Source organism: Actinacidiphila sp. bgisy167, assembly GCF_057707665.1.
Genome location: NZ_JBYIQP010000019.1, coordinates 85,780 through 93,181, shown reverse-complemented (window position 1 = coordinate 93,181; position 7,402 = coordinate 85,780). Strand labels below are relative to the sequence as shown.

At 71.4% G+C, this 7,402-nt stretch carries 7 protein-coding genes; 1 reads left to right on the top strand and 6 read right to left on the bottom strand.

Going from position 1 to position 7,402, the window contains the following annotated elements; genetic code table 11:
* Positions 1-1,748, bottom strand: a 1,748-nt coding sequence (locus AC3ET4_RS10625) for a DEAD/DEAH box helicase (protein ID WP_431948400.1), incomplete at its 3' end; no start/stop codon positions are given.
* Between the two features lie 359 nt (positions 1,749-2,107).
* Between AC3ET4_RS10625 and AC3ET4_RS10620 the strand changes: the two genes are divergently transcribed.
* Positions 2,108-2,326: a DUF2277 domain-containing protein gene (locus AC3ET4_RS10620; protein WP_431948398.1), complete on the top strand. Its 219-nt coding sequence runs from the start codon at positions 2,108-2,110 to the stop codon at positions 2,324-2,326.
* A 207-nt stretch (positions 2,327-2,533) separates the two neighbouring features.
* Here the strand turns inward: AC3ET4_RS10620 and AC3ET4_RS10615 are convergent, their stop codons facing one another.
* The 5 genes from AC3ET4_RS10615 to lhgO all read right to left on the bottom strand — a co-directional run bounded on the left by AC3ET4_RS10615 (position 2,534) and on the right by lhgO (position 7,116).
* Entirely contained in the window at positions 2,534-3,046 is a 513-nt protein-coding gene (locus tag AC3ET4_RS10615) for a DUF6114 domain-containing protein (protein ID WP_431948396.1), read from the bottom strand.
* 10 nt (positions 3,047-3,056) lie between these two features.
* A complete protein-coding gene (locus tag AC3ET4_RS10610) occupies positions 3,057-3,239 on the bottom strand; it encodes a hypothetical protein (protein ID WP_431948394.1) in 183 nt (60 codons plus the stop codon).
* Between the two features lie 130 nt (positions 3,240-3,369).
* Positions 3,370-4,968 carry a PrsW family intramembrane metalloprotease gene (locus AC3ET4_RS10605; protein WP_431948392.1) on the bottom strand — a complete coding sequence of 533 codons (1,599 nt, stop codon included), beginning with the start codon at positions 4,966-4,968 and terminating at the stop codon, positions 3,370-3,372.
* 68 nt (positions 4,969-5,036) lie between these two features.
* Positions 5,037-5,795, bottom strand: coding sequence for a tRNA (guanosine(46)-N7)-methyltransferase TrmB (gene trmB / locus AC3ET4_RS10600; protein WP_431948390.1), 759 nt, complete (start codon positions 5,793-5,795; stop codon positions 5,037-5,039).
* Between the two features lie 91 nt (positions 5,796-5,886).
* Positions 5,887-7,116, bottom strand: a complete 1,230-nt coding sequence (lhgO, locus tag AC3ET4_RS10595) for an L-2-hydroxyglutarate oxidase (RefSeq protein ID WP_431948388.1) — start codon at positions 7,114-7,116, stop codon at positions 5,887-5,889.
* Positions 7,117-7,402: the final 286 nt, after the last annotated feature.

The window sequence follows — 7,402 nt, the reverse complement described above, 5'->3', positions numbered from 1 at the left end:
CCACCAGATCGCTCACACATCACCAACGACCCAGAACCCAAACCGTTTCGGATCAATAGGGCCCTCATGGAGCCGGGGTCGGTGACCTTGTCATGGACGGCTTGGACGACGAGGCGGGCGCGAGCGTCGTTGCCGGTGAAGAGGTTGTCCAGCCCGGTCCTGTCGTAGGCGCCCGCCTTCCACGCGATGGCGCTCATGTCGGCGTTGTCGGTGATGCCGAAGTAGTGGAAGGGGGTCAGCAGGTCGTTCTCAAGGGCCTCCCACAGCCGCATCTCGGCCGCGATGCGACCGTCGAAGAACTCGTCCTGGATGTTTTGGCCGTCCATGCGCTCTGGGGTTGCCGTGAGGCCCAGCAGCTCTTGCGGAGCGAAGTGGTCGATGATCTTCCGGTAGGTGGGGGAGACGCCGTGGTGGAACTCGTCGATCACGACGACGTCGAAGTGGTCGGGTGCGAAGCGGTCCAGGGCCTTGGCGTTCAGGGACTGGACGCTCGCGAATACGTGCGTCCAATCGTTCGGGATCTCTCCACCTACGAGGAGCTCTCCGAAGTTCGCGTCGACGAGTACATCCTGGTAGGTGCGCAGGGACTGCTCGAGTATCTCTTTGCGGTGAGCGACGAAGAGCAGCTTCAGGTCGCGACCGTTCTTGCTCCGTAGGTGTTTGTAGTCGAGGGCTGCCATGACGGTCTTGCCCGTGCCCGTGGCTGCCACGAGGAGGTTCCGATGCCGATCGTGGACCTCCCGCTCCACTTCGAGTCGCTCCAGCATGTCGCGCTGGTGCGGGTAGGGGCGAACCTCAAGCCCCGAGAGACTGAGCCTTTGGCCGCTGCCGGGCGCACTTCCGCCGCCTGCTGTGATGAGTGCCTCGTCGAGCCGACGGGCGTCCCGGTCGGGGTCGTACGACTCGAACGCCGGCTCGCTCCAGTAGGCGTCGAAGGTTGCCTCGAACTTCCGCAGAACGCTGGGCGTGGCTACCGACGACAGCCGTACGTTCCACTCCAGTCCGTCCAAGAGAGCAGCTTTGGAGAGATTGGAACTGCCCACGTAAGCCGTGTCATAACCGGTTTTGCGTCGGAAGAGCCATGCCTTGGCGTGCAGCCTCGTGGAGCGCAGCTCGTAATTGACCTTGACCTCGGCGCCGAACTCCCGAACGAGACGATCCAGGGCACGGCGTTCGGTGGCGCCGACGTATGTCGTGGTAATGACGCGGATGGGCACACCGCGCTCGTTCGCTGCACGGAGGGACTGCTCCAAGACACGCAACCCGTGCCATTTGACGAAGGCGCAGAGCAGATCGACTCTGTCCGCAGTAGCCAGTTCGGCACGGAGTTCGTAGCCGAGGCTGGGGTCCTCGGGGGAGTTCGTGATCAGCGCGGTTTCGGACAGGGGTGTCGCGGGGCGGATCGCGTACACGCCCTCTGCATCTTGTTGGGCTAGCGCCAGCAACTGCCGCGGGCCGTCAGAGACGAGATCCGTCGCGTGCTGGGCACCTTTGATCGAGCTCATGGACTCGAGGATGAGGTTGGCGGCGACAACCTGTTCGGACGGTGTCAGTCCCGCGAGAACGCGCTCAACGCTGCCCGCGATATGGCGGGACAGCACGTGAGGAGCAGACTCGGTGCTGACGACCTCATCGACGGCGCTCCATCCATCGGTCCCGAGCTCTTTGATGCGCTCCTCGAGACTGTCGGTGATGAGTGACTCGTACAGCCCTGGAACGGGATCGAGGGTGTGCTTCGGATTCGTCACGTAGGCCCCCCCCTGAGGCGAATCGGCGTGAGCCAGTTTTAGCAGCAGCCACCGACATGTGCGGCGTCCGGTGCGCAGCGTCGGCGCAGCGTCGGCGGAGCGTCCGGTCGAGGCAGAGGCCGGGCGCGCGTGGGAGCGCGTGGTGCGGGTCGCGGGCGCGGGGGTTTGGCTTGCCGGGACGGGGTGGTGGCGGCCAGCACGAAGGCTGCGGCGTCCGGTGGCGCAGTTATGCGGGGAAGCCGGTGCCTGGGGCTGACGGTGGAGGGCGATGCCCGCGCCCCGGTCGGGAGGCGGTTGGTGGTGTGGCCGGCGGCCGTGTGCCGGGTGGGCCTGACAGTGGGCGCGGGCACACTGGTGGCATGTGCCGAAGCATCAAGACTCTGCGCCCGCCCATGACGCCCGAGGTCGGCGACGAGGACATCAGGGCCGCAGCTTTGCAGTACGTGCGGAAGATCTCCGGCTTCCGGGCGCCTGCGGCGCACAACCGGGAGGCGTTCGACGAGGCCGTGGACGCCGTGGCGGCGGCCACGCGTGAGCTGCTCGCCGGGCTTCAGGTGCGGGGCCAGAGGACTTCGTAACCCCGAAGTGCGGCCGCGGGTCGACGGTTACTCCACGTGCGTGTGGGATGACGGTAAGTTATGGAGCGCTCGAAGCCAACCGTCGTTGCACTGAGGTGTGCCATGTCAGAAGTCTTCCGTAGGGCCCTCGTCGTCACCGCTCTGACCGCTGTGCTGCTGGCCAGCGCCGTCGTGTGCCAGTCAGCGGACTGACGCCGCCGACCTCCGTCACGAGGCCGTGGGCGGCGTCGGCTCGGAGTCGCCCGCGGGAGCGGGTGCGGTGTCGTTCGGTACGTCGGGGCCCGTGGTGCCGTGCCCGCCGCCCCAGTCGGGAACGGGCCTGGAGCGCCGTCCGTGACCGCCGTCGTCGTCCTCGTCCGGCATCCAGTCGACCGCCATGGCCCCGCCGGCGACGCCCATCAGGAAGCCGATGAGGAAGCCGCCGAAGTTGGACAGCACCAGGGAGGCGACGGAGCAGAGCAGGGCGGCGACGCCGATGACGGCCCGGTGGCGCGGGGCGAGCCACAGGGTGAGGCCGAGGACGAGCAGGAAGACGCCCATGAGGAGGCCGGAGACACCGGCGATGCCCCCTTGGATCATGAGCGAGGGCTGTGCGAGCGGGATGAAGAGGATCTCCGCTCCGGCGAGCAGGGTCCACGTTCCTGCCCAGAAGGGACGGCCGCGGCGCCAGGCGCGGTAGCGGGTGCGGAGTGCTCCGGCACGGCTCGGAACGCGGGTCACGGCGGATCTCCTAGCAGCAGGAGCGGTCGTCGCGCAGCACCCGCACGCTTCCGGCGTCCCCGAGGGACGCGGCGAGCGCACGGGTGGCCGGGCTCTCGAGGGCGGACTGCTCTCCGCCGCTGCGGCCGGTGGCGGCGACGGCGGCGGCCTGGTCCGTGGTGGGCCGCAACCCGGTGGGCTCGGTGGTCAGCACATCCCGACAACCGTGGGGACGTCCGGTCGGTCGCTGGGCGCGGGCGGTGATCACCCCGCTGGTCGTACGCGCTCGCCCGTCCGGGTGGTACGCGGACGGCGTCGCGGGCCATGGGCTCCGGCGACCGAAATCAGCGGGGCTGTGCGTCGCCCGAGGGGTCCTCGTCCGGGACGGCTGCCTGCCCGCCCCATCCCTGCTGCGGCGGCACCTGGGGAAGGCCCGGTCCCCAGCCCTGTGGATAGGCCCCCTGCGCCCCCGGCTGCGCGGGCTGCTGCGGCCACGCCTGCCGCTGCGGCCGGCCCGGCGAGTGCGGCCACGCCTGCTGCGGCCACGTCTGCTGACGCGGCCACGCCTGAGGTGCCGGCCATGCATGCGCGAGCGGCCAGGGCTGCCCGTACGGCGAGGGCGTCACCCAGGAGTAGACCGGCGGGAAAACGGGCCGGATGGCGTGGGCGGCATGCACGAGCGCGGGCTGGGCGACGGCCTTGCGCTCCCACAGGTGGTGCAGTAGCTCCTGCTCCCGGACCTGGAAGTCGGCGCCGGCCGCCCCGCGGTTCGCGCGGGCTCGCAGAAAGGCGAGCGAGGTCGCGAAGGACACGTACTCGCGGACGGCGCGGGCGGCCGCCTTGCCCTGCGCGGCGCGGGCGGCGGAGCGGGCGAGCCCGCGGCCCCTCATGGAGCCGATGGCGGTGGGCTCGGGCGGGCTGAGCCAGCCGGCCATGGCGTACTGGGGCAGCTGGGCGCGGATCGTCTTGAGCTCGTTCGAGCGGGACCAGATCGCGAGCCAGACCAGCAGGCCGAGGAGCGGGACCATCACCGTCGCGTAGACGGCGAGGAAGCCGAGCGGGCTGAACGAGGCGGAGCCGTTCCAGGTGCCGTGCAGGACCATCGCGAGCAGCCAGCCGCCCACCGGCGCCAGCCAGCGGCGGGCCTGGCCGGGGCGGGAGGTGGCGGCGATGGCGAAGCCGATGCCGGTGAGCGAGGTGAACAGCGGGTGCGCGAAGGGGGTCATCACGATCCGGACGACGAACATCGCCGCGGTCGTGCCCAGGCCGCCGTGAGGGCCGTACGCCTGGTCCTCGGCGAAGCCGGAGCCCAGGTAGAGGATGTTCTCGGTGAACGCGAAGCCGGTGGCGGTGAGTCCGGCTATGACGACCCCGTCGACGATCCCGGTGAAGTCGCGGCGGCGGAAGAGGAAGAGCAGCAGGATGGCGGCGCCCTTGGTGCTCTCCTCCACGACAGGGGCCACGAAGGTCGCCCCCCAGACGTTGCTCTGCGAGTCGGTGGCGGTGAAGGCCGTCGCGAGCAGTTCGGTCGCATATGTGTTGGCGAGGAGGGCGACCAGCGTGGCGGCGCACGCACCCCAGACGAAGGCGAAGAGAGCGTCACGCAGGGGTGTCGGCTCCACCCGGTCCAGCCACAGGAAGGCACCGCCGAGGATCGGGACCGGCAGGACGGCGAGGATCAGACCGACCAGCAGGCCCTCCGTGCCGGTCTGCCGGCGCACCAGCGCAAGGATGATCACTCCGCATAGCGCGAGCACGGAGAAGAGCGCCACCAGCCAGAACGTCCGGTTCGCCCAGAAGCGCCGTCGCGGCTTGTAGTGCCACTGCGCGGGCGCGGGCAGAGCGAACTGGGGTTGCTGCAGGCGTTCCGGGGACTCGGGTGCGACGGGTCGGTCCGCCGGCCCTGGGAGGGGCGAGTCGGGCGCTTGCGGGTACGAGGACACTCGCTGACCTTACGGGGCGGCGACCTCGTGGCGCGACGGTGTGACGGTGATTCCGCACCACCGGACGGTCACCGGCGTTCGAAGACCAGGTCGTGGACGACGTGCCCCTTGGCGAGGCCCTGGCGCTCGAACTTCGTCATCGGGCGGAACGACGGGCGCGGCTCGGCGTAGCCGGTGGCCGTGGCGTAGGTGTTCACCAGGCCGGGCTCGGCCGTCAGCACCTCGAGCATCTGCTCGGCATACGGCTCCCAGTCGGTCGCGCAGTGCACGGTCGCGCCGGGGCGCAGCCGCGACACGGCGAGCGCCACGAACTCCGGCTGGATCATGCGGCGCTTGTGGTGGCGGGCCTTGGGCCACGGGTCGGGGAAGTAGACCCGCAGGCCGGCCAGCGAGCCGGGGGCGAGCATGTCACGCAGCAGGACGACGGCGTCGCCGTTGGCGACCCGGACGTTGCGCAGGCCCTCGCGCTCGGCGAGGTGGACGAGGTTGCCCTGGCCGGGGGTGTGCACGTCCGCGGCGAGGATGCCTGTGCGGGGGTCGGCGGCGGCCATCGCGGCGGTGGCGTCGCCCATGCCGAAGCCGATCTCCAGGACGACGGGGCGGTCCGGGCCGAGGTCGGCGTCGGCGAAGAGCTTGTCCAAATCGAGCGGCGTGCCGTCGATGTCGACGCCCCAGTCCGCCCAGCGCCGCTCCAGCGCCGCCCGCTGGCCGTGGGTGACCCGGCCGCGGCGGGGGTGGAAGGTGCGGATGCGCTGCTCGGTGTGCGCGTTCGGGTGCGGGTGGGAGGCGGGGCCGCCCGGGAAGTGGGGGGTGCGGGACTTCGACATGATGCGTCGATTTTACGTACGTGCCGGTCGCGTACGTGTCCTGCCGTGCTGCCGTGTGTGCTGGGGACGTACGCCGACGCATAGGTGCCGGTCAGGCGCGTTCCAGAACCGCCAGCGCCCGGCGGGCGATCTCCCGGCCGATCGGCAGGGAGGCCGTCGCGGCGGGAGAGGGGGCGTTGAGCACGTGGATGAAGGGGCCGTCGCCCGCGATGAGGAAGTCGTCGACGAGCGTCCCGTCGCGCAGCACGGCCTGCGCCCGTACCCCGGCCTCCGCGGGCACGAGGTCGTCGGCGTTCACCTCGGGCAGCAGTCGCCGTACGGACGCGACGAAGGCACGCTTCGACACCGAGCGGCCGACCTCGCCGACCTCGTAGCGCCAGTGGCGGCGGGCGATCCGCCACGTGCCGGGGAACGCGGCCGTCTCGAGGAGGTCGCGCGGGCGCACGGTGCGCCGCCGGTAGCCCTCGCGGGCGAGCGCCGGGACGGCGTTGGGGCCGACGTGCACCGAGCCGTCGACGCCCCGGGTCAGGTGCACCCCGAGGAAGGGGAACGCGGGGTCCGGGACGGGGTAGACCAGGCCGCGCACGAGGCCGGCGCGGGCCGGGCGCAGCTCGTAGTACTCGCCGCGGAAGGGCAGGATGCGCACGCCTGCGATGTCCTCGTCCGTGGCTCCGGCCATGCGGGCGACGCGGTCGCAGTGCAGGCCCGCGCAGTTCACCAGCGCCCTGGCCCGGACCGGGGGGCCGCCGCGGGGCTCGACGATCACGGTCCGCCCGTCGCGGTGGAGCGCCCGGACCTCCGTGCCGTATGAGACGCGGGCCTCGCCGCGGCCGCCTTCGGTGGCGAGACGGGCCATGGCCGCGGCGACGGCGGTGAAGTCGCAGACCCCCGTCGTGCCGACGTGGATCGCCGCCAGGCCGCGTACGTGGGGCTCCCGCTCGGCGATCTGGGCGGGGCCCAGTTCCCGCACCGGGATGTCGTTCTGCCGCCCGCGCTGGACGAGGGCGTGCAGCCGGGGCAGCTCGTCCTTTTCCGTGGCGACGATCAGCTTGCCCGTCACATGGTGCGGGATGTCGTTGCCGGCGCAGAACTTCACCATCTCGGCGGCGCCTTGTGTCGCGTACCGCGCCTTGAGGGAGCCGGGGCGGTAGTAGACGCCGCTGTGGATCACGCCGCTGTTGTGGCCGGTCTGGTGGCGTGCGGGGCCGTCCTCCTTGTCCAGGACGAGGACGGACGTGCCGGGGGAGGTGCGGGTGATCGCGTAGGCGGTCGCCAGGCCGACGATGCCGGCGCCGATGACGACGACGTCCGCGGTGTCCATGCGCGCGGTCACCTCCCGCGTAAGGCTTGGCCCGCAACAGCCCGCGGCAAACCTGCGCCGGCGCCGGTGGGGGCGGTACGTCGGCTGTCGCGCCGTCTCGCGCCGTCTCGCGCCGGGGCGCGCAGATGCGGGCTGCGGACGGGGAGGGTGCCTGCTTGAGGCTCCGCTGCGCGGGCGGGTGGGTGGCGTGGGTTCAGGCGCCGACCCCGCTCCGGCGCCTGGACCTCGGCCGGCCACCCGGGCCCGCACACTGCCGAGGAGGGCCGCCCCAGCCCGCCCTCTCCGC

What these genes read in the sequence shown, in the direction of transcription:
- AC3ET4_RS10620 (WP_431948398.1), top strand. Translation starts at nt 2,108, where the DNA reads ATGTGCCGAAGCATCAAGACTCTGCGCCCGCCCATGACGCCCGAGGTC.
- lhgO (WP_431948388.1), bottom strand. Translation starts at nt 7,116, where the DNA reads ATGGACACCGCGGACGTCGTCGTCATCGGCGCCGGCATCGTCGGCCTG.
- trmB (WP_431948390.1), bottom strand. Translation starts at nt 5,795, where the DNA reads ATGTCGAAGTCCCGCACCCCCCACTTCCCGGGCGGCCCCGCCTCCCAC.